Source organism: Providencia sp. PROV182 (assembly GCF_028480325.1).
In the GTDB taxonomy this organism is placed as follows: domain Bacteria; phylum Pseudomonadota; class Gammaproteobacteria; order Enterobacterales; family Enterobacteriaceae; genus Providencia; species Providencia hangzhouensis.
In genome coordinates this window covers 338,410-363,554 of the sequence record NZ_JAMPOL010000004.1, presented here as the reverse complement: position 1 = coordinate 363,554, position 25,145 = coordinate 338,410, and the positions used below count along the sequence as shown (strand labels likewise).

Below are 25,145 nucleotides of genomic sequence, written 5' to 3'. Positions count from 1 at the left end.
TAGATTCACATAAGTGAATTAACGGTACACAATCCCGCCATCAGTCAAAATAGATTGACCAGTAATATAGTCAGAATCATCACTCGCTAAGAATGCAACCAAACCAGCCACATCATCTGGCGTTTGTGCACGACCTAATGCGATGCCTTCGACATATTTTTTATAGGTTTCACCTTTTGGCGTACCGGTGATTTCAGAGAAGCGCTCATCAATCTCTACCCACATATCTGTTCCAACAATACCTGGGCAATAAGCATTCACAGTTATACCTGAACTTGCATACTCTTTTGCAGCCGCTTGAGTTAATGCACGTACCGCAAATTTTGTAGCGGAGTAAACTCCTAACATCGCAAAACCATCATGTCCTGCAATAGAGGAGGCGTTGATGATTTTTCCTTTTTGTTTACGTTCTTGGAATTTTTCACTGGCAGCTTGAATTCCCCACATGGTTCCATCTACGTTGATTTTGAAGATTAAATCCATATCTTCTTGGCGAACATCAGCGATTGGCTTAACTTGTGCAATCCCTGCGTTATTAATCATTACATCAAAACCACCTAACTCAGCTTCTGCATGAGCCACCGCAGCAAAAACTTGGTCACGTTGACTGATATCTGCGGCAAATGTTGTTACTTTACGACCTAAAGCTTCAATTTCTTTGGCAACATCTTGGAGCTTGTCTTTTTTCAAATCTACCAGTGCGATATCAGCCCCTTCTTTCGCTAAACGTAATGCGATACCACGGCCAATCCCTTGAGCTGCACCAGTAACTAAAATAACTTTATTATTTAACGCCATACTTATCTCCTACTGAGTAATAGCCAAATTGACTAGTTCACCTTTAATATTAAGTTAGCAACAATAACAACAAGTTACAAAGCAATGATTTTACTCTAACATTTAATATTTATAAAAAATATTACACTATTAACATGGTGAATATATTTTTTTTACCGTAGAAAAAAGCATATAGACGTAAATTACAAGATTATTGTTAATAAAAATCATTCTCAACTCAATAAACAAAAAGTGCGATTCCTTCATTTTCAGTATAAATAATAATCACATAGATAAATTGTGGATATAAAAAAGCCACCAATCGGTGGCTTCTTGATACAGTAAAATATAAATAACTTATTTTTTAGCAGCTTGGATATACAGCATTTCTAATGCAATAGACGCTGCGGCGAGTGCCGTGATTTCAGATTGGTCATAAGCCGGAGCCACTTCGACTAAATCCATACCCACGATGTTTAATGACCGTATTCCACGCAATAATTTCAATGCACGATCTGACGTTAAACCACCAATAACAGGCGTTCCTGTCCCCGGCGCAAACGCTGGATCAAGGCAGTCAATATCGAAAGTCAGGTAAACGGGTAGGTCGCCAACAATCTCTTTGATTTGCGCAACCATATCATCCACACTGCGATCATTCACCTGACCTGCATCCAATACAGTAAAGCCATTGTCGCTGTCATGTTCGGTACGAATACCAAGTTGTACTGAATGATTTGGGTCTATCAGACCTTCTTTTGGTGCATGATAGAACATGGTTCCGTGGTCAAATTTGCTACCATTGCCATAGGTGTCCGTGTGTGCATCGAAATGAACTAAGGCCATTTTACCAAAGTGTTTCGCATGAGCTCGCAGCAATGGCAGTGTAACGAAATGGTCACCACCAAAGGTCAAGCAACGTTTACCTGATTCAAGTAGTTTTTCAGTGTGTGCTTGCAGCTTGTCACTCATGTCTTGCGCATCACCAAAAGCAAATACCACATCACCACAGTCAACAACATTCAAACGGTCTGTTAACTTGAAATTCCAAGGCCAGCGGTGGCTTTCCCATGCAAGATTTGTGGAAACTTGGCGAATTGCGGCTGGCCCATGACGACTACCTGCACGACCTGAAGTTGCCATATCGAAGGGTACACCGGTGATCACCCACTCTGCATCTGAACTATAAGGCTGAAAATTCAGCGGGAAACGTAAGAAACCAAATGCGTTAGAAACCAGTGAATTATCAACTTGATTGCCTAAAGTACTATTAATCATTTCTGTTCCTCAAAATAGGCCTGCCCGTTAGCAAGCCCTTTTAATATTCGATTCGAATCGTTTTACCTAAATCAACTTCGCGCAGTATAAATAATAAACAAATCATGTTATTTGCACAAAGTTATTATCTGTTCAGTATCTTAATGCGCTAAATAGTTCGTGCTGTCGCTAGGCGGCAAAATGAGCCAATCCCTAGGAGCATACACAAGTATGTGACTAGGGTTGGCAAATGCAGCCAACAACGCGACGGTGCGAAATATAACGCGCATTGAGCATTTATTCGTCTTCTAAATAAGTATACCCATACAAACCATTCTCGAACTCAGCGACAAAGTCTTTTTGTAACTGCTCACTCAAGCCTGTCCCTTTTACTTGCTCTGTGAAACTTTCTAATAGGACTTCTGGGACTAATTTGACGTATTGCAGCATATCTGCCACAGAATCGCCCTCTTCACTTTGCAAGTAACGCAGATTACCTTGGCTATCAACCCAGACATCTATTGCTGCGGTATCACCAAACAGATTATGCATATTACCTAAAATTTCTTGGTATGCCCCAATCATAAAGAAACCTATCATTGGTGGGTTTTCTGGGTCATATGCGGGCATTGGCATTGTGGTTTCAACGCCATCACCATCAACGTAATGGTCAATAATACCGTCTGAGTCACAGGTGATATCTAACAGTACTGCACGACGGTCTAATGGTTTATCTAACCCTTCAATCGGTAATACTGGGAACACTTGGTCAATTCCCCAAGAGTCTGGTAGCGATTGGAATAAGGAAAAATTCACATAAAACTTATCAGCCATGCGCTCTTGGAGTTCGTCGATTATCGGACGATGAGCACGATTGCTTGGATCTAAATCCTGTTGAATGCGGCGGCAAATATTTAGGTATAACTCTTCTGCCCATGCACGTTGGGTCAAATCTAACACACCATGAGCATATTGAGTGTGCGCTTCTTGTAAGTCGAACTGGCTATCATGCAACCATTCGCGTAATGAACGGCTATTACCTTGGTGCTGCATTGACTCCCACGTTTCCCATAAGGAAATTAATGAACGTGGCGCATCTTCATGAGGCGGTGTTGTTTTGGTAAATTCATTACGTTCAACCCCAATCACATTGGACACTAACACCGTATGGTGCGCTGTCAACGCACGGCCTGATTCCGTAATTACCGTTGGATGTGGTAAATCAAACTCTTCACACGCATCCCCAATCGCCCAAATGACATTGTTGGCATATTCATTTAAGCCATAGTTGACTGAGCAATCGGATTGAGAGCGAGTACCTTCATAGTCAACACCTAGGCCACCACCCACATCAAAGCACTGAATGTTGACTCCTAGGCGATGCAATTCAACATAAAAACGGGCTGATTCACGGACACCGGTTGCGATATCACGAATATTAGCCATCTGGGAGCCTAAATGGAAATGAAGCAACTGCAGGCTATCTAGGCGATTAGCATTGCGTAAAATTTCCACTAATTGCAGTACTTGAGTTGCAGCCAAACCAAATTTAGATTTTTCACCGCCACTTGCCTGCCATTTACCTGAGCCTTGGGAAGCCAAACGGGCACGAACCCCTAAGCGTGGCGTGACATTTAAGCTTTCCGCTTCTGCCAATACCATCTCAATCTCAGACATTTTTTCGATAACAAGGTAAACCTTGTGACCCAATTTTTCCCCAATTAATGCTAATCGGATATATTCACGGTCTTTATATCCATTACAGACGATAACGGTTTGTGTTTTACCTGCGTTCGCTAAAACGGCCATTAATTCAGCTTTTGAACCCGCTTCAAGCCCTAACGGTTCCCCAGAATTAACCAGTGATTCAATGACTCGGCGTTGCTGGTTAACTTTTATTGGATAAACCAGGAAATAATCGCCTTTATAGCCATAAGACTCACGTGCACGTCTAAATGCTGCGTTTATTGAACGTAAACGGTGCTGCAAGATTTGCGGGAAACAAAACAGTGCAGGCAAGCGTAAATGCTCCTGCTCTTCTTTAACCTGATTAACGAGGTCAGCTAAATCAACAAAGGTGTCAGGGTTCTCAGGGTTCGGGCAAACACAGACATTTCCGCGCTCATTCACCTGATAGTAACCACCACCCCAATACGCGATGTTGTACGTCTGACGCATTTTGCGAGCGATATTATCATTCATAATAAACTCCTTTTATGGAGGGGTGAGTGACGCGTTCTCCTTCCTGATGTATGTCAGTGAAGACATAACACTGCAAGGCAGTTATGTCGGGGAAACGGCAATACTCAGATTTTAATAAAAAGTGCTTAGAACTTCTAAACAGTGACAATATACGACCTTAAGCTGACAGATTAATGACTCAGCCTCGAAGGTGTATTAAAGATGTGACGGTAACTTCGTGATGAAGTAAAGAATGACAGGAAAGTAAATGCCAAAGTCACGCGGCGATCCGCATATGACGGTTGGATACTGTTATTCAGTAGATTATGGATCATTACCCATTAACCCCCAATATAACTGTTTACCCCTTTAAAATTTCAATGTGGTAGCACTATTTTGGCAGTTTGACCTGTTGATTTAAGCTATATCACCTTATTTTTTATTGAAATTCAAAAGTTTATAAACATTCCTGATAGATAGCAGAAGTTTTATATTATTCTGCTGGTATATAACGGGAAATAACAACCATCCGTTACGGTCGCAGTTTATACATCTATTGCGCTCAAAAAGCAAAACCAAAATGACTAAATTGCGATAAAACTTTACCAATGGTTGTTTTATGTCTCTATTCGTTTTTTATATAAATACAGGTAGAAATTTTTACTGTATGGGACTAAAATAGCCGTCTAGATGTTAAAACATCCAATTATAAATTTGCGAATTCTTAAGGTATTAATCTCATGGCTACACATCTCTTTACTTCTGAGTCTGTATCAGAAGGGCATCCAGATAAAATTGCTGATCAAATCTCTGACGCAGTACTTGATGCTATTCTGGAACAAGACCCGAAAGCTCGCGTTGCCTGCGAAACCTACGTCAAAACAGGTATGGTAATGGTCGGGGGAGAAATCACCACCAGTGCTTGGGTTGATATTGAAGAAATCACGCGCAAAACTGTTCGCGAAATTGGCTACACCAGTTCCGAAATGGGCTTCGATGCCAATTCATGTGCCGTTTTAAGTGCGATTGGTAAACAGTCGCCCGATATCAATCAAGGTGTTGATCGTGTTGACCCATCAGAACAAGGTGCCGGTGACCAAGGCCTAATGTTTGGTTATGCAACCAACGAAACTGATGTATTAATGCCTGCTCCTATTACTTATGCACACCGCTTAGTTCAACGCCAAGCAGATGTCCGTAAAAATGGCACATTGCCATGGTTACGCCCAGATGCAAAAAGTCAGGTTACTTTCCAATACGACAATAATAAAATTGTCGGTATTGACGCTGTTGTTTTATCGACTCAGCATTCTGAAGATATTCAACAAAAAGACCTGCATGAAGCCGTGATGGAAGAAATCATCAAGCCAGTCCTACCGGCAGAATGGTTATCAAAAGATACAAAATACTTTATTAACCCAACGGGTCGCTTTGTTATCGGTGGTCCTATGGGTGACTGTGGTTTAACAGGCCGTAAAATTATTGTAGATACTTACGGCGGTATGGCTCGCCATGGTGGTGGGGCATTCTCTGGTAAAGACCCGTCAAAAGTTGACCGTTCAGCAGCCTATGCAGCACGTTACGTGGCAAAAAACATTGTTGCCGCGGGCCTTGCTGACCGTTGTGAAATCCAAGTTTCTTACGCTATCGGCGTGGCAGAACCGACATCGATTATGGTAGAAACCTTTGGAACAGGTAAAGTTGATGAGTCATTATTGATTCAATTAGTTCGTGAATTCTTTGATTTACGCCCTTATGGCTTAATCAAAATGCTTGATTTATTACACCCGATTTACCAACAAACTGCTTCATATGGCCATTTTGGTCGTTCTCAGTTCCCTTGGGAAAAAACTGACAAAGCTGAAGCATTGCGTGCCGCTGCAGGCCTGTAATCTCTTTAGTCAATAAGTCACATACAAAAACCCATCAAATGATGGGTTTTTTATTGCTCACAATGAGCGATTAATTTTTTTGCGTAAACTGGAAGATAGCCATCCCCGCAACCATTGCTAATGTAAATATTATCCCTTGTGTCAATCCCATTCCTGTTAACAATAATGCAGGTCCTGGGCAGATCCCTGCTAACCCCCACCCCACACCAAATAACACACTTCCGGTGACTAGTTTTTTATCTATCGTTTGATTGGTAGGAATTTGCAATGGGCAATTAAGTACACTAACAGAGCGTTTTTTAACCCCTAAGAAAGCAATACCACTGATTACCATTCCAACTGCCATCGTAATTAATAAAGAAGGATCCCACGTTCCCGTAATATCTAAAAATGCCAAAATTTTTGCTGGATTTCCCATCCCGGCAATGACCAATCCTAAACCAAACAGTATCCCTGAAATTAATGCGATAAGAATAGGCATTGCTTTATCTCCCTATCCCATAATGGTTGGCTAGTGCGACTGTCGCAAAAGCAACAATCATAAAGACTAATACTGCAACAATTGAACGACGGGATAACCTTGCCATACCGCAGATCCCATGACCGCTAGTACAGCCACTTCCCAGTCGTGAGCCAAAACCGACAAATAACCCAGCTAATACTAAAATAGGTGTGCTGGTCGCAATGTTAACTTCTGGTGTATACGCCAACCAAGTAAACAACGTTGGGGCGCTCATCAAACCAATAATAAATGCCAATTTCCATGCAGTATCCCCCTTAGCTGGTTTCAATAACCCGCCTAAAATACCGCTGATACCTGCAATACGACCGTTAAACACTAATAAAATTGCTGCGGCTAAGCCAATCAACACACCGCCAATCGCGGCAGAAAGTGGCGTAAAATTAGCCCAATCTATTGTCATTTCATTTCTCCTTCACAGGGCAATAAAGCTGATATAACGTATTGAGCAACGTAAATAATTTTTCATCTGCTATCGCATAGTAAATGCGCTTTCCTTCTCGACGCGTCATCACTAAGCCTTCATTACGCAATACTGTTAATTGTTGAGAGAGTGTCGGTTGTAATATTCCTAACTGCTCTTCTAACTCGCTAACGCAGGCTTCACCCTGTGTTAATTGGCATAATAAAATTAAGCGATCTGGATTCCCTAGTGTTTTCAATAATGAAGCCGTTTCTGATGCGGCCTGCTTCATCGCTAACAGTTGCTGTTCAGAGGTATTATTGGGCATATGTTATTTCTAGTTAATATTATATAAAAATACAATATATGTTTTTATATAATTACTGTCAATTATTGCTTGTTTATGTCCATTACCTTCACGTATCCTTTACCCCATGAAAACAATCCGTGTTCCACTCTTTTTACAGCAACAAGTCATGCGCACATTGCGAGAAAAACTCGCACTTGCAGAACACAAACTCGAACAGTCATTTTCAGAGCCAACGGTTAATTACAAACAACGGGGGACAACTGCGGGTAGTGCTTACTTAAAAGAATGGGAAATTCGCCTTAACCCCAGTTTACTTATCGAAAATACAGAGCAATTTATTGATGAGGTTGTGCCTCATGAATTAGCGCATTTGTTGGTTTTTCATGTATTTGGCCGCAAAGGTATCGCACCTCATGGCAAAGAATGGAAATGGATGATGCAACACGTACTGGAAGTCACGGCGAAACGTACGCACAACTTTGCGGTTACAACAGTAAAAAGTAAAACATTTCTCTACCGTTGTGCCTGTGAAGTGTCCCATGAATTAACCATACGCCGCCACAACAAAGTACTACGTGGTGAAAACCAATATTTATGCCGAAAATGTGGAGAAGTATTGAAACAAGAAGGGATTTCTGTCGCTGCGGCAGAAAATTAGACTTTCTGCCGCATCAAGTTTGAGGTGTGCGCTTAAGCAAACTCCGTCATCACTAATTTTGCGATTTCAAAGTAGATAATTAAGCCTGTACCATCAATGAAAGTTGCAATGAACGGGGCAGAAACAACTGCTGGGTCCACTTTCATTTTCTTCAATACCATTGGAATGATTGAAGAAACAATCGCACTCCACATTGTAATGGCAACGATGGTTAAGCTAACCACAATAGTCACTTCGTGGCCAACACCTAAAATCCATGCACGAATTAATGCCGCACCACCGATGGTCACCGCTACTAAAAATGAGGTAGAAACCTCTTTCTTCAGTACGGTACCAAGGTTACGTAAACTCACCTCACCCAGTGCCATAGCACGGACTAATGTTGATGTAATTTGTGTTCCACTATTACCGCCTGTACCAATCAACAGCGGAATGAAAAACGCTAACGAAATTGCGGCTTCGAGTTGTTCTTCAAATGCTTTTAATACAGTTCCTGTATACGCTTCGGCCACAAATAGCATCAACAACCAAACGACACGTTTACGCCATAAAGTTACAGGGCTTGTCGTTAAGTAGGGCTCATCTAATGGGGTGGTAGCGCCTTGTAGCTGCGCATCAAGTGTATTCTCATCTTCAATCAGTTCGGCGATATCTTGCGGACGCAAAACACCCATTAATTTGCCAAATTGCACCACAGGTATCATATCTAAACCGCTATGATTAATCAGATCATAAACATCATGACGTGATTGTTCTGGGGCAACAGAAAAATAATTGTGTCGCATGATATCAGACACTAATAAATTTTCAGGTGAAGCTAATAATGATTTAACTGAAAGAATGCCATTTAAATAATTGTCATTGTCGACAACAAATAAATAGGTTGGGATTTGCTCGCCATCAAGGTGTTCAATAAGATTTTTTTTCACGCAAGCTATTGAGTCTGCGACAGATACTGGCAAATATGATTGACTCATATAAGCGCTGACTGTTGCATCATCAACTTTTGCTGGCTGTGTGTTATTGTCTTTGAGGCGTGCGCCTTTCATTGCGGATTGAGCAATAGCAACTGCTCCCGCTTTGTTCTGGGTAGTGAATGTCATTTTTTTAGTCCCTATTACTGTTGGTTACTCAAACAGTACTCACATAGGGGCGAAACCAGATGAGAGAATGCGAAAGCTATCTCTTCGTCTCGGTTTTAGCACTATACAACGTATCCTGACTTAGCAGGAAGTTACATGGGGATATACCTTCGGTCGATATATCCTGTCCTAATCTTGGGCGTCTCTCGACGTCGTCAGATCAGTAACCTATGTTTGTATAGGAGCCTCGCCTAACGAGATACTGCACTTTGGATGCGGCGCGAATTATACCCATTGGTGAATTAATTGCCACCCTATATCTACGTTTTTTTACGCATGGAAAACTTATTGTTTAGGTTCTGTTTAAGTTTATATTAAATATATCTTTATAAAGTAACAAAATGTAACTAATAATGAGATTGAATATTAGAATTGAAGTAAATATATTTATTTACTTATCAATAACCAACCCTTTGAGAAATCAAAGTATCATTTGTAATATTATTTAGTAAACCTTACCGATAATTAATCAAAACTTAATTCTCTATTTACCGTACAATACAAAAAAAACAATATAAAGGAGTAAGCCCAATTTAATATAATTAAAACGCTTTATTAGAGTACAAGTAATCACTAATATCAGTCATTAGTTGGTTTTTTATATTAAAAATAAGCCAACAAACAAATAATGAAGTAAGAAAATACACTTAAGGCATTATTTAATTCGAAATTATCATTAAAAAGCATTCTTTTAAATTGTTAATATTTAATTGCAGATATCAATTTAGTATTAAATATTACAAGAATTATCTTAGAATATTTTTTATTTTATATAACAGTGAAAGTTTTATTATGGATAAAGTAATTGTTGGAATGTTAACGAAACTAACATTTCGCGTAAACGATGAAATCAAAATTGCTGCCATTTCTGCTTTAGGTGATTTCAAAGCAACGATTGAATATAATGATGCCATCATACGAATCATAGACTTATGTCAGGACCCAAACAAAGAGGTTGCTGTATCAGCGATTAATACATTAAGTAAATTATCTATTTATTTTTTAAATAGCTCACTACCGAAACATTAATTGCACTCTCATTTTGAGTATTGTGAATAATTACTATGATTTATTTTAAATAATACTGTCCCATTAATACTCTAATGAGACAGTTTGCACATGTTATATAATTTTACGCTATTTCAGTGTCACCCTGTAATTGGCAACTACAAGCTAAAACATAGCCCTCAGCTATTTCTGCTTCAGTTAATGTCATTGTGCTTGTTGTTGTGTATTTACCTGATAACACTTTTGTTTTACAGCTTCCACAAACCCCTGCTCGGCAAGCTGCAATAACGGGCTGTTTATTTTGCTCCAGTGCAGATAATAAAGAAGTACCTACAGGGACTTTAAAGTCGACCAATCGTTGACGGATTTTTAATGTAAGAATATCTTCACTATCAACAACCTCTGGTTCAGTTGAAAAACGCTCCATAAAAAAATGTTCAGCAGGGACGCCTAAATTAGCAGCAAATTGCTGTGCATTTTTCATATAAGGCACAGGCCCACACGTCATCACAATTCGTGAATCAATATCTGGTACTAACGCTTTCAATTTCTCTTCAGTTAAACGTCCTTGTGCAATATCGCCATTATCTGGTGTTTCTGCCATAACACACAATTGCAACCGCTCTGGATATAAGCGGACGAGTTTTTGCCATTCCTCGGCAAAAATAACTTGTTTATCATCGCGAACATTGAATAGTACTTTTACATGGGAGCTCGGGCGGTTCACCATCAGCCAACGTGTCATTGACATAATTGGTGTCACACCACATCCAGCAGCTAACATCAAATACTCAGTGTTTTTTAGATTAGCGCAGGTGAATTCCCCTTGCGCTTCAGAAAGCCAAAGATAGTCGCCTTCTTTAACCGAACGTGTTAACCAATTTGACCCTTCACCATCGTCTAACCGCCTGACAGTAATGGAAATAAAACGACTTTGCCCCGGTGATGATGAAAGAGTATAAGCACGCATGACATCATCACTATTTTTAATGCTGACCAAAGCATATTGACCAGGTGAATATGTATAAAAATCATGATTGATAAGGTTGATTGTCCAGACATCTGATGTTTCTTGAATAATAGAATGAACTTGCATTCTATTTGGACATAAACTGCTTGGCATGGTCATCGCGCTACTCCTTTAAAGGGGGTCGCAGCCCCCATCTTTCACATCGTTTTTAAGCTTTTTCTATCGGTTTATTGATCATGCAGGTAAAATTTCTGCCAGATCTTGCTCAACTGTCGTAATACTACGCATGCCAAACTTCTCATTTAGCACATTTAATAAGTTTTCAGTTAAGAAACCAGGTGCTGTTGGGCCGGTGTAAATATTTTTCACACCCAACGCTAATAATGTTAAAAGGATGACAATCGCTTTTTGCTCAAACCAAGACAGAATCAGACTCAATGGCAAGTCATTAATACCACAACCAAGTTTCTCTGATAGATTCACCGCAAGCATAATGGCAGAATATGCATCGTTACATTGGCCCACATCCAGTAAGCGTGGTAGCCCTTCTAATGTGCCAAAATCTAATTTATTAAAACGATACTTGCCACATGCGAGTGTAAGGATTAAGCAATCTTCAGGTACACTACGGGCAAAATCCGTATAATAGCTACGTTCGCCACGGCTACCATCACAACCACCAACAAGGAATACGTGACGTAGTTTTTTCTGTGAAACTAAATCAATCACCGCGTCTGCCGCGCCTAACAGTGTTTGACGACCGAAACCAACCGTAATTTTGTGCTCGATTTCGGTATACGGGAAACCGGCAAGTGACTGAGCTTGAGCAATCATTGCAGAAAAATCATCACCCACTAAATGTTTTGCACCCGGCCAACCCACAATACTACGCGTCCAGATACGGTCTTTATAATCACCAACATCAGGGTCAATAATACAGTTAGAGGTCATCAAGATAGACCCAGGGAATTTTGCAAATTCCACTTGCTGATTTTGCCAACCGCTACCATAGTTACCGACTAAATGAGGGTATTTTTTCAGTTCTGGGTAACCATGTGCTGGCAGCATTTCGCCGTGGGTATAAACATTGATACCCGTACCTTCAGTTTGTTCTAACAACATTTTTAAGTCTTTCAGGTCATGACCTGAAATCAAAATACATTTCCCTGCGACTGGACGAACGTTGACTTCCGTTGGCGTTGGGTGACCAAATTCGCTCGTTTCACCTGCATCCAAAATTTCCATGATCTTGAAATTCATCAGACCAATTGCCATGGCATTATCAAGCAGTTCATTCATATCCGATGGCAATGTTCCCAGCCAAGCCATAATTTCATGATATTGGCCATAAACCTCATTATCATACTGACCTAAAACATGGGCGTGCTCCATATAGGCTGCCGCCCCTTTTAAGCCATATAGGCATAACATACGTAAACCGTGAATGTCTTCGCCGACTTCAGCTTTATCAATATCTAATGAAAATGGAGCCGCTTGTGCCTGTAAGGTTGGAATGTCAGTACCATTTAATTGCAAATTAATTAATGGATGATTGAAAGCCACTACACTATTCACGGATTGGCAATGTTTTATTAATTTATCACGTAAATAAATAGCTTCACGGGCGTAACCGATAATACGCTCTGAATCAAAATTGACGTTGGTTAAAGTAGAGAAAAATGCGCGCGGAGCAAAACTATCAATATCATGGTCAATAATACCCAGTGAGCGGGCAGTGACTGCACTTGCAGATAAGCTTTGCAATACAGCAACTAATAAATCTTGTAGGTCAGAAGTTTCTGCTGTTTTACCGCAAATACCCTGCGCGTATGCACAGCCATTACCAGCTGGAGTTCTAATTGTTTGTTCACATTGCACACAGTACATGTTGTTCGCCTCTTAAAGTTGCATTTCAAATACAACATTAAGACTACGCTCTTTATTAGAATAAAAAAGTGGAATTATTCATTATCTAATGGTTTATTGATCTATATTAACATTCATTGCAAATGAGAACTATTCACAGTAATGAAAGTATGCTATTCGTGCTGTTGGTTTTGTTTTCACTTTTCTTGCTTAAATGCACTATTTTGCATTTTATTTATATCCTGATAACGCTCTTACGATAACTCTTGTTATACTTACCTATAAGTGTTTGTTATTCCATCGTATAAAGAGAATCTAATAAAGATGAGCCAGGTAAATTCAGCTAGTAAATCTATGATAAAAACCCGATTGCAGATTTTTAAACGGCTAAAAGAATCAGATAAAACACCTATAAAAATCTTACTACTTGCGGCACTCATTGGTGCGGCGGTCGGTCTTATCGGTTCACTATTTGAATTAGGAACAACTTGGATTAGCAACTATCGCGTGCAATCGGTGAGTGAATGGGTTGCCCCAAAATGGCTGATGGTTGTTGGGATGTTTTTTATCTCGGCACTTCTTGCCATGTTAGGCTATTACCTTGTTAAACGGTTCTCTCCTGAATCTGGTGGGTCTGGGATCCCAGAAATTGAAGGTGCATTACAGGATTTACGCCCCGTAAGATGGTGGAGAGTCATCCCAGTTAAGTTTATTGGTGGATTAGGAACATTGGGCTCAGGTATGGTATTAGGCCGTGAAGGACCAACCGTGCAACTTGGTGCGAACCTTAGCCAAATGTTTTATGATTTATTTCGTTTAAAAGATAATGAGTCACGCCACACCTTGCTTGCCTCTGGTGCGGCGGCAGGTTTATCTACAGCATTTAATGCCCCTTTAGCTGGCATCTTGTTTATTATTGAAGAAATGCGTCCGCAATTTAAATACAGTTTAATTTCAATTAAAGCGGTATTTATCGGTGTTGTTACCTCCACCATTGTCTATCGGCTAATCAATGGAGAAGCTATTGTATTAAATATCGGCCAATTTTCTTCTGCACCTATGAATACTTTATGGCTTTATTTAATTTTAGGATTAATGTTTGGTGTTATCGGTATCTGTTTTAATGGTTTTTTATTGTACCTACAAAGTAAATTTTTAGCATTTTACCAAAATAAAATTTCTCGCTTTGTATTGATGGGCGGGTTAATTGGTGGTGCTTGTGGTGCAATTGGCGTTTACCTGCCTGAAATTGTAGGTGGTGGATATTCCGTGATCCACCAGATGGTAGCAGGCCAATTTACCATCACTTTGTTATTCATATTCTTTGCTTTGCGGTTTTTAACTTCGACGATTAGCTTTAGCTCTGGGGCTCCAGGTGGTATTTTCTCTCCTTTACTCGCCCTTGGGACATTATTTGGTGGTGTTTTCGGCTACGCCGCCCTCGAAATATTCCCTAATTACCAAATTGAAGTGGGGACTTTCGCTATTGCAGGCATGGGAGCTTTATTTGCCGCAACCGTCAGAGCCCCATTAACTGGAATAGTCTTAGTTTTAGAAATGACAAATAACTACCAGTTAATCTTACCGATGATTATTACCTGCATTGGCGCCACAATGATGGCTCAATTTTTAGGTGGCAAACCGCTATATTCTGTATTGCTGGAAAAAACTTTAGCCCGTAGCGAAAAAGAAACCGCTCCGCCTGTCACTGACAAACCTTAAATAGTAGAAGCAAAAAGAGTTGCCGACAGCGGCAACTCAGACTGCTGACAAACATATTATGTTTGGCGGCAAGTCGAATAGGTTTTGAAAATAAACTAGGAAAATCAATTTATTGATTTTCGGCTGATAACACAAAGCGGGAAAAACCACGCTTTTATCCCGCTTTGTCAACAACCTCAGTTGCCGACAGCGGCAACTCTTTTATTAAGATAACCTATGCTAATTTCTTACTTACTTCTTCCTTGCAATGAGTGTTGCAAAATTTAATTTAATACGATTACCTTGTGAATCAGTGCGGTGTAAATGACCAGGGTTTTCGTTATATTTTAAAATATCCCAATCTTTATAATACCCTTCTAGCTCCCCTGGTTTTAAGAAGCATTTAAATGGCACTAAATCCAGCGGTGCATCTGGCGTTTCAACGGCACACACAATAACGTTAACTCCCCCTGGCAGGGTATGTTCTTGCATATTAGTAATAACATTGGCGATTTTTTCTCGCTGCAAGAACATTAGCACGACAGTGGAAATAATAAGTTCGTAGTTCTCTTGTATTTGGTGACTATTAATATCATAAACAGCCGTATGAATATTCTCTACCCCAGCTTGTTTTTTAACGAAGTCAATTGCTTGGATATGCTGAGGGTTGATATCTACCGAGGTCACGTCATCCCCCTGCAAGGCAAGATAAAAACTATTACGCCCCCTTCCCGAACCTAAATCTAATGTTTTACATGGCTTACTCAGGTGATTCTCACACAAATAGCGCACTTCTGAATGTGGAGTCGTTAACCCATGCTCTTTATAAAATTTCAGTTCTGGTTTGCATAAAAATGCCAGTTGGCATTCCATGTCATCACTACAAGCAGAAATACGATGCCAAACTTGAGGTTCAATAATAGGCGGCTGGTTATGAATATCAAAGGTAAAGTGTTGCTCGCTGCCGTCTTCATTAAAAATGATAAAATCTAAAGAGCCTTTTAGCACTTTCAACTGTGCGTATGTATCCTCTTTTGTATTATGGCGCTCTTGGAACATTAACGGCAAAGAAGCTTTATTCCAAACTGGCATAGTTTTGTAACACACGAGATCATTCATATCATCACCAATAAGTTGCATTTTAAATACATCTTATACCGTTCGTTTGCTATCTGCAAAACATTCATAAATTAATTATCGCGGGCTTGATTCATATCAACCCCCTATAGACCAAGAGGGCTGAAATACTTCATGGGCTCAGTTAATAACCTAACTGTTCCGCACTTAACCCTAAGAATTCAAAAGGTTTTGTAACTACATAACTGTTGGTCGCATCCCCTGAATAGATATGGCTCTGCTCTTCACCGAGGTCCAGCTTTTTCACTTTTCCAGTTTCCGCTGAAAAGTCAATTTTTGCCAAATCAGTCCAAAAAATATTTGGAGTTAATGCTGACTCGAAAAAGTAGAGCTGACGTTTATGGTCAACTAATGTCCGCCAACGTGTTGACGATATTTCAGGCGAATTTTCAGACGTCAATCCGTAAGGGACAGACACATTACGTACGACACTGAAAACACTGGCGACCGCTTTATTAGGCGTTGTTTTCTGAGGAATTGCATTAATATAAAACTGCGCGCGAGCAAATCTATCAGCGGAGCGGTTAGTCCCCGGTAACATTACAGTGCCGCCAATTCCTTGCCAATATTCCTGCATTGCTAATTGCTTCTCATAAGTCGGCGAGTTAGTCATAACTTGATACTTGCGACTGTGATGAATTACCTGCTTGCCATCAATATATTCAATAATCGCGCTATCACCACTCGCATCTGATAATGATAAATGTAAAGTCGCTAACCTATCTTGTCCTGGCACATTATCTGTTGCGACTACGAGTGGATTCTTTTCTAGCTCAGCAACGGCTTCTTCCACTGTCGCATAGTTATCTAGAACATATTGCGCCCATAAAGATATCGACAACGCAGGTTGCTTATTATCTATTTGGGGATATTTTGATTCCGCGAGCCACAGTAAATTGGCAACCAGACCTTCCTCGTTCACTCCGTCCGTTGTTGAAATATCATAACCCGAGGCTATCACGCTGCCGTATTTTGATTTCCATTTTAAAGAGTTAGGCCCTGCAATGCCATCACGCTCCATCCCTCGAGGAAAGATCCATAGATTGGTACCAATATCGTATTTCCAATCCATTGTTCTTCCGGTCATTATTTGTTCATTTTCACCTAAATAAACAACTCGAGTACAAGCTTGGCTAACTGTAATCGGCATTGATATCGCAGCAGTTGCGGCAAGTGCTACGATACTTTTCTTAATAAATTGCATGCCATCTCCAAAATAGTTAAAAATAAATTTACATAATAAGCATACTACATAAATACGAATTATTTATGCTCAAAGAATAATGTATTAAAAAAAGTGCGATTAACACAATGAAATATAATAAATAATGACACAAAATGGCACCCATATTAACCAGTGCCATTTTGCTGGAAAGAATTAATTATTTACTGATGAAAATAAAGAACGTAGTAATGCAGCTTTTTTCTGATTATCAGGCATAGATAATATTTCATTATAGAAACTAATAGAAATACGGCACGCTAATGCAGGTGATTTCTTCCCTGCTTCTAAATTTCCAAGGATTGCGGTATCTTCACCATACTTTGCAGAAAGCCCACTAGCAAGCTGTGTTAATTCCTCAGAATACTCTTTTGGGGACATCAACGCCTGTTTTACACCAGCTTCACTTGAAATTAAGAGCTCATTGGTCGCTTGGATTTGTTTCAACAAAACAGCTTGGCTTTTTTGTGGTGGAATAATTTCCGCTGTTTCTCTTAAGTGCGGAAACAATGAATAAAAACACGTTTTTCCTGTTGGGTCTTCTTCTAATAAGATTTTCAGGTAATCATTCACTCTGCTAGTAAAATTAATTACGGAATCATCAGAAGCATATTCCATACGTTCTAGCACCAGCTTCATGACATTGCCAACAACCTGATCAAACAGTTGACGACGTAAATCTTCATTAGCTGGGTCGTATTGCGTGATTAGATGCTCAAAACTTTGATAGGTTTCAGGGCTTATTTTCTTCACCGTCGCGATAATCGGCAGTTCTTTTTCAACTTGGGCAAGTGCCTCTGAATGAATTGCACTATTATTTTCTGTAGATAACACATTATTATCTTTACTTAACCAATAAAAACCGAATGCGAATGCAATAAAAATAATGCTAACAATTAATGCGGTTTTACGTGAGTTATTTGTATTCAAAGTTACCCTGCCTTTTCTTGGTAAAACGGTTCCCACAAACACTTTCAAGCTACTTATATACTGTAGAACCCATCGCATATAATGTCATGGCATCTAAAAACAATAGTCATCACGGAGCTAGACTATTAATACCACGAATTGACCTATAAAAAGTGATAATGTTTATTTTAGCTTGTATCAAAGTCGTCAAGCTATAGGAATAAGGGAAAATGCGAGGCTAAGACGGGAGAATTTGCCATAAATAAACAATTTAGAAAACGCTGGATATAAAAAAACCCTCAAGACTTGAAAGCTTGAAGGTTTATTATGATAAAAATCTTATTTAACTTGAACACCTTCAACTGAAATCAACAGTTGTGCTTCTTGAGATTTAGGACCCAAATCAGATTTGATGTTAAATTCTTTCAGCTTAATATTACCTTCAGCTTCAAAACCTGCACGGTATCCACCCCAAGGATCTTTACCTTCGCCCATTAATTTAGCATCTAATGTAATCGGCTTAGTAACACCATTTAAAGTGAAATCACCTGTGATTTTGTATGTTTCACCGTCTTTCTTCACTTCTGTTGAAACGAATTTTGCTTCAGGGAATTTTGCTGCATTTAAGAAATCACCACTGCGTAAATGTTTATCACGCTCTGCGTGGTTAGTGTCAATGCTGCCTGTCTTAATAGTTACTTCGACTTTATCTTTTGATGGGTCTTTTGCATCATAAGTGAAAGACCCATCAAAGTCTTTAAAACTACCATATACCCAGCTATAACCTAAATGCTGAATACGAAATTCAATAAACGCGTGTTGGCCTTGCTTATCAAATTGGTAAGTTTCTGCTAATGCTGAACCTGCCGTTAAAAAAAGTGCGCCAGTAGCCAGACCAAGAACCGTTTTCTTCAACATAATTATCTCCACGTTACTTATCGGGGTTAAAACCCAACATTCTTTTTAATGTAATATCACGATCAAAAAAGTGATGTTTAAAAGCTGCAAAAGCATGCAACACTGATAATAGAACCACTGCCCAAGCTAAATATAAATGAACTTCACCTGCTGTATCTGCTTGTGTTGCAGCACCAGTAAATAGTGCAGGAACCTCAAACCAATCAAATACACTGATAGGCTGTCCATCAGCGGTTGAGATTAAATAACCACTGATCAAAATACTGAACAAAATAATATAAATCAGAATTTGAACAATAATAGAGCTAGCTTTCGTTAATTTACTGTAGCTTGCTAATGGCTTCGGTGGCGGTGAAATAAATCGCCAAATCACACGAAATGCCATAACAATAAATAATAATATTCCTATACTTTTATGTATCTCAGGAGCTTGATGATACCAACTATCATAATAGCCTAGTGTCACCATCCATAAACCTAAAGCGAACATTCCATATACGACAATTGCGACTAGCCAATGTATGAGCAAAGAGATATGCCCATAACGACTTGCATTATTTTTCCATTGCATGATAAAAACCATTTAGAGAAGAAGGTAATATTTTATTAACTAAGCCGTAATAATCATAAGGTGAAATTAATTTTATTCCTATCCCAAAGTTAAACAAATATTTTGTTGAAGACATTCAAATACGATCAACATAATGAAAAATAGATTACTATTTGATTTTGTCTAGTTTTAATTATAAAAGTTGAATAAAGATTCTTCCAGTTTTGTAAATGGTCGTAACTAAATACTTAGTTCATTTATTTATTAATTTCAATTAAATCTAGCTTATTCCTAATAGATATAAGCTGTTATTCATAAAATAACATTTGTAGGTCTGCCTTTTTCCCCATACATTGGTATTCTTTCTTTTAACATTGCAAACTGATTGATAGGTTAAATACTATGTATAAACTTTGGATAGCAAATAAAAACTACTCTTCATGGTCACTACGTCCCTGGGTTTTACTAAAGGTATTACAGATCCCGTTTGAAGAAAATTTGTGTTTATTTGAAAACGGCAAAAGCAGCCATGAAAAATTCAGTCGTTTTTCACCTACAGGCTTAGTCCCTTGTTTAATCGATGAAAACCAAACAATATGGGATTCTTTAGCCATCTGTGAATATGTTGCAGAAGACTACCCTCAAGTCTGGCCAAAAGAGCGAAAAGCCAGAGCATGGGCTCGTAGTGCAAGCGCAGAAATGCACTCGGGTTTTAGTGCATTACGCCAGCAATGTCCAATGGACGGTACTCATAATTCGCCACTTAACAATATTTCAATTGAATTACAAACCGACTTAAATCGATTGCAGAAATTATGGCAGGATGGGTTAAACCAATTTGGTGGTCCTTGGCTTGCAGGTAGTGAATTTACGGCTGTAGATGCTTTTTTTGCACCAGTTGCCTTTCGAATTCGCAGTTATCACTTACCTGTAAACCCAGCTGCCAAACAATGGGTTGACCGAATTTTAGTTTTACCCGCAATGAAAGAATGGCATGAAGCAGGTTTACAAGAACCCTATATTGAACACTAAAAATAGGCTAATCGGGAGGCATTATATGCCTCCAGCTTTTATTTGATTAGTAAAAAATCACCTGCTCGAACATCAAAATTAATATTTAACCAATTTGTCGGTCATTCAAGCTACATTAGGTTGTTTAACAGACAAACAGCGGGCTATAATTTTTCATTCCACGGGTCTGCGGTCATAATATCGCCAAGTGGTGTGTGTAATGTAACCTGTTCATTTTTAAACCACTCAGCTAATGAAAACCCACCTTTAGGGGTTTCGATATGAATATCAATTGGGCAATAAGGAGTATTCGCCTTAATTGCAAACTCAGCAAAATCTTCTTTTTCTTGACGATGTGGACAGCGAATGACCACATCAAGGTCGCAGTCTGACAACATACTTTGGATATCTGTCGCTAAAGTGTAAGCACAACTCCCTGTTACTCCCCATTGCCAAGGCCATTTAGTCTGTGAAATGATCCATAAAACCTGCACTGGTGGTAAAGCGATAAACATTGAACGTTGTAGTTCCACCGAATTCGCCACCAAGGATTCCACATTCATAATGTGCGTAATTGCAGATTTTTCAATTTGTGTTGTAACGCGTTGGTGTGGCTTAATTCCTCTAATTGCAACAGTCAGTTTATTCTCATCCGCTTTATTTCGGTATACCGTCAACGGTAACTTACTGTTCCACTGTGAGCCGACCCATTCAGGAAGCGATTCTATCGCGACATCATTATTGCTGCCGACCCAAACAAAATCATGAGGATTGATTATTTGCATTTTATTACCTTTATGATTGCTACAACTGCTCTCCCCTATTATGCCTTTTTTGTCACATAAAAACAGAATATCGCAACCAACAATTCAACACATGCCATTTAATGGTAACTTGTCATAAATACTGAGTTCTCACCTTGAAATTTTATACCGTATATTATTTAATTACGTTATTAATTAATAGGTTAAGCCTCTATTTGTGAGCATCGGATTATGAGAACGTTTCCTGCTATCCACGATGGAATTATTTTTACCAGTTGTATGTTTTTTAGCGCCGCAACCGCTTTTGTGATCTTAGATGCACAAGCTGCGATGTGGGCAACATTCTCAACGCTGTATTCCTTTAATTTATTCAATGCAGCAAAAGAATATAAGAATTATGCCTATACCGCTTGTTGTTTATTGATGATTTTAGTCGCTATTTTTATCGGTGATACGTTACGCCTTGGTACCGCATATTATATTTATCTCGCCATTTTTTCGTTCATTTACTACCAATTGTATGGCACAGATCCTGCTATGGATTTAACCATGAAATTTATGATTATCATGTCGACAATTGGTACCATTTTGCCTGATATATCCAAAAGCTTAGCGTTAGGGTTTATTATTGGTAGTGGAGTAACGTTAATTACGTATTATGTCCTTAGCCATAAAATGACACGCCATAGTGTAATAACGAGCGCTTTAGTTGAACAAAATTTGTTTACGTTGAGAAAAAATATTATCCCACGCTCAATGATTTATGCTTTGGGGCTATTACTCGCGCTCGCTATTCCTCGCAGTATAGATCTAGGGCACTTTTATTGGACATTACTGACCTTCGTTTTTGTATTGCATCCAAAATCACAAAGTATCGTTAAAATTACTTTGCAGAGGGTCTTAGGCAGTCTTATTTCTGTCTTATTATTGTATTTTTTATTCAATTTACCCTTTATGCCGTATATCGGTTTAATTGCAGTCGTGGTGTTCGCCTTTTTAATGCCGATGAGCTTTCATCACGGATATACGTTTATGACGTTTGTCGTGACAAGCTTAATTTTGTCCATTCTTGAGCTCGTTATATATTGGCGTCACCCAACCTATGAATTATTGTTTGACCGCGTTCTTGAAACCGCCTTAGGAGGAACCATCGCCATTATGACGAGTATTATTTTAAAGTTATTTAGAGAAACGAAATAAAATTAAGCATATTCCCCAATAAGAACGTTTGTTCTATACTCAAAAAGAACACATTGGGAAAACAAGTCTTAGTCCTAAAGCCTAGCCCTATCAGTATCATTATTCTTGAGTGAGGCACTCAAGCAAAGAGGAACTGAAGATGAAAATATCGATTATTGGCGCAACGGGTTTTGTCGGCAGAGCATTAGTCGCTGAAGCGTTGCTTCGGCACCACCAAGTGACGGCTATTTCTCGTCATAGTAATCAATTATTTCAGCACGCTCTTTTAATCACCGCCGCTGGTGATATTACAGATATCCCATGGTTAACCTCTCGGCTTAAAGGACAGGATGTCATCATCAGCGCGTTTAATGGTGGCTGGCAAAATCCGAATTTGTATCAAGATACCGTGGCAGGAAACCAGGCCATTTTACAAGCAGTACAAAAATCGATGGTAAAACGATTTATTGTGGTCGGTGGTGCAGGAAGCCTAAAAATTGCTTCAGGTATTGATTTAATTGATTCCCCCGATTTTCCTGCCGAAATAAAACCAGGCGCTCAAGCAATGAGGGAATTTAAGAACCAATTACAATCCATTGATTCATTGGATTGGACCTACATTTCCCCAGCCGCAATACTCGAGGAAGGAGAAAGAACAGAAACCTTCCGTCTTGGAGGCGAACAATTGCTGATGAATGGCAACGTTCCTGCGAAAATATCAGTTGAAGATTTTGCGGTAGCTATACTTGATGAGGTAAATAATAGGCAGTTCATTCGCCAACAATTTACTGCAGCATATTAAGTTTAACCGAAAAAAGCCGGTAAATATTTACCGGCAAAGATAGATAACAGAACTTAATTCACATATTTCTACTTTAACTTACTTTTCACTATGTTTCGCTGCATAGATTTCACTATTCACCCAGTTATGGTCTTTTTCCCATGTAAATAACCACTTACGGGTTGGCCCTGCCATCACATTAAGGTAATAGTTATCATAACCAGCCACTGTCGCCATTGGGTGATACCCTTTTGGTACCATAACAACATCTTTGTTATACACCGCCATACATTCATCTAACTCGCGATCATCCGTGTAAACGCGCTGCATACAGAAACCTTGGGAAGGATTTAAACGATGATAATAGGTTTCTTCTAGATAAGTTTCATTGGGTTCATTATCGGTATCATGTTTATGGCTTGGATAAGAGCTAGTGCAGCCTTCATCTGTAAAGACCTCCACGACTAATAAGCTATCAGCGGCTTTATCATCCGGCAAAATATTATGCACATAGCGTTTGTTATAACCATGGCCACGTTGTTCCGCACCAATATCATCAGGGCCAATTAAACGAGTTGGGTAAGTTCCTTTTCCTTTTGCCCTGCAAACTGCCAATTCAAGGTCGGTATCCGCCATGACCTCAGCAAACTCTTGCGCTGTAACATACACCGCATACGGCTTTTTACGCTCGAAAGGATCCATACGGTCACCAATATTTTCAAACGCTTGATTCGGTGTTTTAATTGTCGCTTTACCCGCCACCAACACTAAGCACATTTCATTTTCAGAGGCAGGCAAGGAGATAGACTCGCCTTGTTTTAATTCATAAACATCAAAGTGAACATATCCCCAGTTAGCGACTTTCGGAGTGATATGCTGAGTTCGCTTATGTGCATCTGGAGCATGGTATTTCGACAATAATTTTGACATAACTTTCCTCTGACACTTTTTAGGTTCTAGATATGTAATTCTTTTCAGTTACTAACCGTTTCATCAATTAAACAGTTCAGTTTGTGGCTAGAGTCAGCAAACAAAGCTAACAACGCCACAGACTGAAATATGACGACGACGATTTAGATTAAGCCCGCATCCTTAGCAAATTTAGACAAATTGTTGTAACCCAATGTGGCATAAGTCAATGGATGTGCGATCGCAGGATCTTGCTCTGCTTCGACTACTAACCAGCCATTTTCATATTGGCTATTTTTCAATACTTTAAACACTTCTGGATAGTTAACGCAACCATCACCAGGTACCGTGAACACCCCTGCTAATACTGCATTTAAGAAACTGGTTTTACGGTTTTTAACATCTTTTAGAACATCTGCACGGACATCTTTGCAATGCACATGATTGATACGTTTTGCCCAGCGTTTTGCCACTTCAACTGGGTCTGCACCGGCAAAGGTTAAATGCCCTGTATCCAGTAATAAACCGACCTCATCCCCTGTATGTTTCATTAAATTATCCACATCTTCTGCGGACTCGATCACTGTCCCCATATGATGATGATAGGCAATCTTAACCCCTTGAGATAAAGTATATTTTGCGAATTCGGTCAATTTTTTACCGTATTCTTCCCATTGATCAGCTGGGAACAATGGGCGCATATGAACAGGTTTGTTTTGATCGCCATGAATACAGTGAGTCACTTCCGCGAAAACCATCACTTTAGCGCCTAAATCACGTAGCAATGCTAAGTGCTCTTGTACCGCTTCAATTTCTTCTTCCACACTGCGAGATAATAATTCTCCCGAATACCAGCCTGAAACCAATTGTAAGTCATGCTGCTTTAAGATCGGCCCTAAGATTTCCGCTTTACGTGGAAATTTATTACCTAGCTCAAAACCAGCGAAACCCGCTTGACGACCTTCAGTTAAACATGTTTCTAGAGACGTTTCTGCCCCTAAAGTGGGTAAATCATCATTCGTCCATGTCAACGGGTTGATACCAAGTTGGATTGCCATGATGAAGCTCCTGTGTAGGTAA

24 protein-coding genes and 1 riboswitch are annotated in these 25,145 nt (G+C 39.4%); of the genes, 7 read left to right on the top strand and 17 right to left on the bottom strand.

Annotated elements, in window-relative coordinates; all coding sequences use genetic code 11:
* Positions 1-18 precede the first annotated feature (18 nt).
* From PR834_RS04385 to speA, 3 genes are all read right to left on the bottom strand, one after another.
* On the bottom strand, positions 19-798 hold the full coding sequence (locus tag PR834_RS04385; RefSeq protein WP_004262072.1) for an acetoin reductase: 780 nt from the start codon (positions 796-798) through the stop codon (positions 19-21).
* Between the two features lie 336 nt (positions 799-1,134).
* A complete protein-coding gene (gene speB, locus PR834_RS04380; protein ID WP_272536463.1) occupies positions 1,135-2,055 on the bottom strand; it encodes an agmatinase in 921 nt (306 codons plus the stop codon).
* Positions 2,056-2,331: 276 nt separating this feature from the next.
* Positions 2,332-4,236 (bottom strand): biosynthetic arginine decarboxylase, encoded by a 1,905-nt coding sequence (gene speA, locus PR834_RS04375; protein WP_112307307.1) that lies wholly within the window; start codon positions 4,234-4,236, stop codon positions 2,332-2,334.
* Positions 4,237-4,955: 719 nt separating this feature from the next.
* Here speA and metK point away from each other — a divergent pair.
* On the top strand, positions 4,956-6,107 hold the full coding sequence (gene metK, locus PR834_RS04370) for a methionine adenosyltransferase (protein ID WP_004262078.1): 1,152 nt from the start codon (positions 4,956-4,958) through the stop codon (positions 6,105-6,107).
* 70 nt (positions 6,108-6,177) lie between these two features.
* On the opposite strand, the gene PR834_RS04365 is transcribed toward metK, so the two are convergent.
* Genes PR834_RS04365 through PR834_RS04355 form a run of 3 tightly spaced genes read right to left on the bottom strand, consistent with a single transcriptional unit; the run spans position 6,178 to position 7,358 of the window.
* Positions 6,178-6,588: a DUF6691 family protein gene (locus tag PR834_RS04365; protein ID WP_004262080.1), complete on the bottom strand. Its 411-nt coding sequence runs from the start codon at positions 6,586-6,588 to the stop codon at positions 6,178-6,180.
* A 4-nt stretch (positions 6,589-6,592) separates the two neighbouring features.
* Positions 6,593-7,030, bottom strand: a complete 438-nt coding sequence (locus PR834_RS04360; RefSeq protein WP_144140750.1) for a YeeE/YedE family protein — start codon at positions 7,028-7,030, stop codon at positions 6,593-6,595.
* 1 nt (position 7,031) lies between these two features.
* On the bottom strand, positions 7,032-7,358 hold the full coding sequence (locus PR834_RS04355) for an ArsR/SmtB family transcription factor (protein ID WP_004262083.1): 327 nt from the start codon (positions 7,356-7,358) through the stop codon (positions 7,032-7,034).
* A 106-nt stretch (positions 7,359-7,464) separates the two neighbouring features.
* Between PR834_RS04355 and PR834_RS04350 the strand changes: the two genes are divergently transcribed.
* Positions 7,465-7,998 (top strand): SprT family zinc-dependent metalloprotease, encoded by a 534-nt coding sequence (locus PR834_RS04350; protein WP_004262085.1) that lies wholly within the window; start codon positions 7,465-7,467, stop codon positions 7,996-7,998.
* A 32-nt stretch (positions 7,999-8,030) separates the two neighbouring features.
* On the opposite strand, the gene PR834_RS04345 is transcribed toward PR834_RS04350, so the two are convergent.
* Positions 8,031-9,101, bottom strand: coding sequence for a magnesium transporter (locus tag PR834_RS04345; RefSeq protein WP_004262087.1), 1,071 nt, complete (start codon positions 9,099-9,101; stop codon positions 8,031-8,033).
* Between the two features lie 73 nt (positions 9,102-9,174).
* Positions 9,175-9,346: riboswitch (M-box (ykoK) riboswitch) on the bottom strand.
* A 586-nt stretch (positions 9,347-9,932) separates the two neighbouring features.
* Here PR834_RS04345 and PR834_RS04340 point away from each other — a divergent pair.
* Positions 9,933-10,169, top strand: a complete 237-nt coding sequence (locus tag PR834_RS04340; protein ID WP_047756882.1) for a HEAT repeat domain-containing protein — start codon at positions 9,933-9,935, stop codon at positions 10,167-10,169.
* Positions 10,170-10,272: 103 nt separating this feature from the next.
* On the opposite strand, the gene hcr is transcribed toward PR834_RS04340, so the two are convergent.
* Entirely contained in the window at positions 10,273-11,277 is a 1,005-nt protein-coding gene (hcr, locus tag PR834_RS04335; protein WP_036958472.1) for an NADH oxidoreductase, read from the bottom strand.
* Between the two features lie 75 nt (positions 11,278-11,352).
* Complete coding sequence (gene hcp, locus PR834_RS04330; protein ID WP_272536462.1) at positions 11,353-13,005, bottom strand: hydroxylamine reductase; 1,653 nt, start codon at positions 13,003-13,005, stop codon at positions 11,353-11,355.
* 303 nt (positions 13,006-13,308) lie between these two features.
* Here hcp and clcA point away from each other — a divergent pair, with 303 nt between their 5' ends.
* Positions 13,309-14,706: a H(+)/Cl(-) exchange transporter ClcA gene (clcA, locus tag PR834_RS04325; RefSeq protein WP_096863198.1), complete on the top strand. Its 1,398-nt coding sequence runs from the start codon at positions 13,309-13,311 to the stop codon at positions 14,704-14,706.
* A 231-nt stretch (positions 14,707-14,937) separates the two neighbouring features.
* Here clcA and tehB read toward each other — a convergent pair whose 3' ends face one another.
* The 5 genes from tehB to PR834_RS04300 form a co-directional block, all read right to left on the bottom strand.
* Positions 14,938-15,825, bottom strand: a complete 888-nt coding sequence (gene tehB / locus PR834_RS04320; RefSeq protein ID WP_272536461.1) for an SAM-dependent methyltransferase TehB — start codon at positions 15,823-15,825, stop codon at positions 14,938-14,940.
* 121 nt (positions 15,826-15,946) lie between these two features.
* Entirely contained in the window at positions 15,947-17,026 is a 1,080-nt protein-coding gene (locus PR834_RS04315) for a linear amide C-N hydrolase (RefSeq protein WP_004262105.1), read from the bottom strand.
* A gap of 174 nt (positions 17,027-17,200) precedes the next feature.
* Positions 17,201-17,974 carry a hypothetical protein gene (locus PR834_RS04310; RefSeq protein ID WP_036958473.1) on the bottom strand — a complete coding sequence of 258 codons (774 nt, stop codon included), beginning with the start codon at positions 17,972-17,974 and terminating at the stop codon, positions 17,201-17,203.
* Positions 17,975-18,292: 318 nt separating this feature from the next.
* Positions 18,293-18,871: a YceI family protein gene (locus PR834_RS04305; protein WP_004262112.1), complete on the bottom strand. Its 579-nt coding sequence runs from the start codon at positions 18,869-18,871 to the stop codon at positions 18,293-18,295.
* Between the two features lie 13 nt (positions 18,872-18,884).
* A complete protein-coding gene (locus PR834_RS04300; RefSeq protein WP_094961347.1) occupies positions 18,885-19,442 on the bottom strand; it encodes a cytochrome b in 558 nt (185 codons plus the stop codon).
* Between the two features lie 381 nt (positions 19,443-19,823).
* Between PR834_RS04300 and PR834_RS04295 the strand changes: the two genes are divergently transcribed.
* Entirely contained in the window at positions 19,824-20,453 is a 630-nt protein-coding gene (locus tag PR834_RS04295) for a glutathione S-transferase family protein (protein WP_004262116.1), read from the top strand.
* A gap of 143 nt (positions 20,454-20,596) precedes the next feature.
* On the opposite strand, the gene PR834_RS04290 is transcribed toward PR834_RS04295, so the two are convergent.
* Positions 20,597-21,217 (bottom strand): malonate decarboxylase holo-ACP synthase, encoded by a 621-nt coding sequence (locus PR834_RS04290; protein WP_004262117.1) that lies wholly within the window; start codon positions 21,215-21,217, stop codon positions 20,597-20,599.
* Positions 21,218-21,427: 210 nt separating this feature from the next.
* Between PR834_RS04290 and PR834_RS04285 the strand changes: the two genes are divergently transcribed.
* Positions 21,428-22,396, top strand: a complete 969-nt coding sequence (locus PR834_RS04285; RefSeq protein WP_004262118.1) for an FUSC family protein — start codon at positions 21,428-21,430, stop codon at positions 22,394-22,396.
* A gap of 139 nt (positions 22,397-22,535) precedes the next feature.
* Complete coding sequence (locus PR834_RS04280; protein ID WP_110592173.1) at positions 22,536-23,177, top strand: NAD(P)-dependent oxidoreductase; 642 nt, start codon at positions 22,536-22,538, stop codon at positions 23,175-23,177.
* 78 nt (positions 23,178-23,255) lie between these two features.
* Here PR834_RS04280 and iolB read toward each other — a convergent pair whose 3' ends face one another.
* Together iolB and iolE are read right to left on the bottom strand one after the other, a co-directional pair.
* The gene (gene iolB / locus PR834_RS04275) at positions 23,256-24,086 is read right to left on the bottom strand and encodes a 5-deoxy-glucuronate isomerase (RefSeq protein WP_196724626.1); all 831 of its coding nucleotides are present in this window, start codon (positions 24,084-24,086) and stop codon (positions 23,256-23,258) included.
* A gap of 143 nt (positions 24,087-24,229) precedes the next feature.
* Positions 24,230-25,123 carry a myo-inosose-2 dehydratase gene (gene iolE, locus PR834_RS04270; RefSeq protein WP_004262122.1) on the bottom strand — a complete coding sequence of 298 codons (894 nt, stop codon included), beginning with the start codon at positions 25,121-25,123 and terminating at the stop codon, positions 24,230-24,232.
* Between the last annotated feature and the right edge of the window lie 22 nt (positions 25,124-25,145).

Bases quoted from the DNA above. Each gene is read 5' to 3' on its own strand.
- iolB (WP_196724626.1), bottom strand. From the start codon at position 24,086: ATGTCAAAATTATTGTCGAAATACCATGCTCCAGATGCACATAAGCGA.
- tehB (WP_272536461.1), bottom strand. From the start codon at position 15,825: ATGCAACTTATTGGTGATGATATGAATGATCTCGTGTGTTACAAAACT.
- iolE (WP_004262122.1), bottom strand. From the start codon at position 25,123: ATGGCAATCCAACTTGGTATCAACCCGTTGACATGGACGAATGATGAT.
- PR834_RS04385 (WP_004262072.1), bottom strand. From the start codon at position 798: ATGGCGTTAAATAATAAAGTTATTTTAGTTACTGGTGCAGCTCAAGGG.
- hcp (WP_272536462.1), bottom strand. From the start codon at position 13,005: ATGTACTGTGTGCAATGTGAACAAACAATTAGAACTCCAGCTGGTAAT.
- speB (WP_272536463.1), bottom strand. From the start codon at position 2,055: ATGATTAATAGTACTTTAGGCAATCAAGTTGATAATTCACTGGTTTCT.
- clcA (WP_096863198.1), top strand. From the start codon at position 13,309: ATGAGCCAGGTAAATTCAGCTAGTAAATCTATGATAAAAACCCGATTG.
- PR834_RS04280 (WP_110592173.1), top strand. From the start codon at position 22,536: ATGAAAATATCGATTATTGGCGCAACGGGTTTTGTCGGCAGAGCATTA.
- PR834_RS04300 (WP_094961347.1), bottom strand. From the start codon at position 19,442: ATGCAATGGAAAAATAATGCAAGTCGTTATGGGCATATCTCTTTGCTC.
- hcr (WP_036958472.1), bottom strand. From the start codon at position 11,277: ATGACCATGCCAAGCAGTTTATGTCCAAATAGAATGCAAGTTCATTCT.
- speA (WP_112307307.1), bottom strand. From the start codon at position 4,236: ATGAATGATAATATCGCTCGCAAAATGCGTCAGACGTACAACATCGCG.
- PR834_RS04355 (WP_004262083.1), bottom strand. From the start codon at position 7,358: ATGCCCAATAATACCTCTGAACAGCAACTGTTAGCGATGAAGCAGGCC.
- PR834_RS04340 (WP_047756882.1), top strand. From the start codon at position 9,933: ATGGATAAAGTAATTGTTGGAATGTTAACGAAACTAACATTTCGCGTA.
- PR834_RS04295 (WP_004262116.1), top strand. From the start codon at position 19,824: ATGTATAAACTTTGGATAGCAAATAAAAACTACTCTTCATGGTCACTA.
- PR834_RS04345 (WP_004262087.1), bottom strand. From the start codon at position 9,101: ATGACATTCACTACCCAGAACAAAGCGGGAGCAGTTGCTATTGCTCAA.
- PR834_RS04305 (WP_004262112.1), bottom strand. From the start codon at position 18,871: ATGTTGAAGAAAACGGTTCTTGGTCTGGCTACTGGCGCACTTTTTTTA.
- PR834_RS04315 (WP_004262105.1), bottom strand. From the start codon at position 17,026: ATGCAATTTATTAAGAAAAGTATCGTAGCACTTGCCGCAACTGCTGCG.
- PR834_RS04365 (WP_004262080.1), bottom strand. From the start codon at position 6,588: ATGCCTATTCTTATCGCATTAATTTCAGGGATACTGTTTGGTTTAGGA.
- PR834_RS04360 (WP_144140750.1), bottom strand. From the start codon at position 7,030: ATGACAATAGATTGGGCTAATTTTACGCCACTTTCTGCCGCGATTGGC.
- PR834_RS04285 (WP_004262118.1), top strand. From the start codon at position 21,428: ATGAGAACGTTTCCTGCTATCCACGATGGAATTATTTTTACCAGTTGT.
- PR834_RS04350 (WP_004262085.1), top strand. From the start codon at position 7,465: ATGAAAACAATCCGTGTTCCACTCTTTTTACAGCAACAAGTCATGCGC.
- metK (WP_004262078.1), top strand. From the start codon at position 4,956: ATGGCTACACATCTCTTTACTTCTGAGTCTGTATCAGAAGGGCATCCA.
- PR834_RS04290 (WP_004262117.1), bottom strand. From the start codon at position 21,217: ATGCAAATAATCAATCCTCATGATTTTGTTTGGGTCGGCAGCAATAAT.